Annotated in this window: 2 protein-coding genes and 1 pseudogene; all 3 read left to right on the top strand. The window is 49.7% G+C overall.

Going from position 1 to position 2,870, the window contains the following annotated elements:
- Positions 1–164 precede the first annotated feature (164 nt).
- Positions 165–1,608: pseudogene (gene ubiD, locus J5F18_RS19315) on the top strand (4-hydroxy-3-polyprenylbenzoate decarboxylase).
- Positions 1,609–1,611: 3 nt separating this feature from the next.
- A complete protein-coding gene (fre, locus tag J5F18_RS19310; RefSeq protein WP_346300133.1) occupies positions 1,612–2,313 on the top strand; it encodes an NAD(P)H-flavin reductase in 702 nt (233 codons plus the stop codon).
- A gap of 92 nt (positions 2,314–2,405) precedes the next feature.
- Positions 2,406–2,870: hypothetical protein (locus tag J5F18_RS19305; RefSeq protein WP_346300132.1), on the top strand; the 465-nt coding region annotated here is incomplete at its 3' end.

Genomic DNA, 2,870 nt, shown 5'->3' with positions numbered 1-2,870 from the left:
AGATAATTCGAGTTTGTCAAAACCCCACTTCATGTTTAGATTTTAATCATAATCCATACCCGCACCAAAGCCAATCACAATGGTTTTGCAATCCACATTGCAGTAGAGGATTAGCGGCTTAAAACTGATATACTGCAACCACTAACATTAATATGGCAGCCAGTATGAAATATCGTGATTTAAGAGATTTCATCGCTCAGCTTGAGGAGCGCGGTGAGCTGAAACGTATTCAGCAAGAAATCGACCCTTATTTAGAGATGACCGAAATTGCTGACCGCACCTTGAAACCCAAAAGGACACAACATTCCAGTACTAGCAAACCTATTCGGCACGCCGGAGCGGGTGGCTATGGGGATGGGGCAAACCGATGTTGCAGCCTTGCGTGAAGTAGGTAAGTTACTAGCCTATCTGAAAGAGCCTGAGCCGCCGGCTGGTTTCAAAGACGCCATGAGCAAGTTACCGCTGTTGAAGAAAGTGCTGTCGATGGCACCAAAGGTCGTCAAGAAGGCCCCATGTCAAGAAGTCGTGCTGAGTGGAGATGAAGTCGATTTAACGCAAATTCCAATACAACATTGCTGGCCTGGCGATGTTGCACCGCTGGTCACTTGGGGACTGACGGTCACCAAAGGGCCATTAAAGAAACGGCAGAACCTCGGTATTTATCGCCAGCAACTGATTGGTAAAAATAAACTGATTATGCGCTGGCTGAGTCACCGTGGTGGCGCACTCGATTTTCGTGAGTTCTGCCAGCAGAACCCGGGACAACGTTTCCCGGTGGCGGTTGCCTTGGGCGCAGACCCAGCAACCATTTTAGGGGCAGTGACACCGGTACCGGACACCCTGTCTGAGTACGCATTTGCTGGTTTATTACGAGATAGTAAAACCGAAGTGGTTCAATGCATTAGTAATGATTTGCAGGTGCCGGCGAGCGCTGAGTTTGTTTTGGAAGGCTATATTGAACCGGGTGAAATGGCCGCAGAAGGTCCGTATGGCGACCATACCGGCTATTATAATGAAGTGGACGAGTTCCCGGTGTTCACTGTGACGCATATCACCCACCGCCGCGACCCGATTTATCACAGCACCTACACCGGGCGCCCGCCGGATGAGCCAGCAATTCTTGGTGTGGCGTTAAATGAAGTGTTTGTGCCGATTCTGCAAAAACAGTTTCCAGAAATTGTTGATTTCTACTTACCGCCTGAAGGCTGTTCGTATCGTATGGCGGTTGTGACGATGAAGAAGTCGTATCCGGGACATGCCAAACGCGTCATGCTTGGCGTGTGGTCGTTTTTACGTCAGTTTATGTATACCAAATTTGTGATTGTCTGTGATGACGATGTCAACGCCCGCGACTGGAAAGACGTGATTTGGGCTATTACCACACGCATGGATCCGGCTAGGGATACGGTGATGATCGAAAATACACCAATTGACTACTTGGACTTTGCTTCGCCAGTGTCCGGTTTAGGGTCGAAAATGGGTTTAGACGCCACCAATAAATGGCCGGGTGAAACCGACCGGGAGTGGGGCACGCCGATTGTCATGGACGAGCAAGTGAAACAGCGGGTCGATGATTTGTGGGACGAACTTGGAATTTTGGATTCTTAATACATGAAGCAATTAGTAACAAAAGTCAGGCGTTGTGACGCACTGAATGGGTTTGTCTATTTAGTTGAACTGGAATTGCCAGCGCCAGTTGATTTCGTTGCTGGGCAATATTTAATGGTGGTGATGGGTGAACGAGACGAGCGTCCGTTCTCCATTGCCTCAACACCAGCACAAACAACCCATGTGCAGCTCCATATTGGTGCCGCACCAGACAATCCGTACGCTTGGGAAGTCATTGAGAAAATTCGTCAAGACGGCGAATTGACGGTGAAGATTCCAGCTGGCGATGCAGGTTACACGGCAACCAGCGAGCGGCCTTTGTTACTGGTCGCTGGCGGAACTGGCTTCTCCTATACGTGGTCAATTCTGCAGCAACATTTGTCCAGTTCGAGTGAACGAAGCATTGAGCTCTATTGGGGTGGTAAGCAACCCCAAGACCTCTATCTTCATGACCAACTTAGCGTTTTAGCTGCCAGCGACCAGCGTTTCAGCTATCGCCCGGTGGTTGAATCGTCGCCGCAGAATGGTTGGAACGGCTTTACTGGATTAGTAATCCCGACAGTGCTTGCAGAAACTGCTAATTTAGCTGATTATGATATTTATATCGCTGGGCGATTTGAAATGGTGCGCGTTGCGCGCGATGCGTTCATTGCAGCCGGATTGCCCCGCGACCAATTGTTTGGCGATGCACTCGCATTTATTTGACGTCTATACCACAGTCGCGGCTGTTAAGGTAACCGATGGTCCACTCTTGGCAAAGAAGACTAGCACTTAAAACGTTACTCATTACGTTAGCGATGACGCTCGTCACAGCCTGTGGTAACCGAGAGCGCGATCCGACCAACCTTGTTGGCAATTCTTGGTTAGGTTATCAACCTTTCTATTTGCAACATCACTTACATCGTGAACAACAACCAGCGGACATCAGCATAACTATGCTGATGTCTGACGTGAGTGTTATTCGCATGCTGACCAATGAAGCGGCCGGGGCGGCAATGCTGAGCCTCGATAACGCCATCGCTTTGCAAAGCTTGACCGCACTCGATCTCTGCGTCGCCTTGGTGATGTCGCACTCAATTGGTGCCGACGCAATTTTAGTCCATCCGAATTTCCTTGACCGTCTCGACTCAACGGCGCCAATTCGAGTCGGCATGGAAGACAGCGCTCTCTCTCGCTATAAGCTATCACGCTGGCTAGAGCTCTCGAGTATTGACCCAAGCCGGATAGAGCGTCGTATCGTCTTACCCAACAGGCATCTCGAT

The sequence above is a fragment of the Halomonas sp. BM-2019 genome (assembly GCF_017584085.1).
The sequence above is the reverse complement of the archived record's forward strand: the minus strand, read 5'-3'. Positions and strand labels throughout refer to the sequence as shown.

Bases quoted from the DNA above. Each gene is read 5' to 3' on its own strand.
- fre (WP_346300133.1), top strand. From the start codon at position 1,612: ATGAAGCAATTAGTAACAAAAGTCAGGCGTTGTGACGCACTGAATGGG.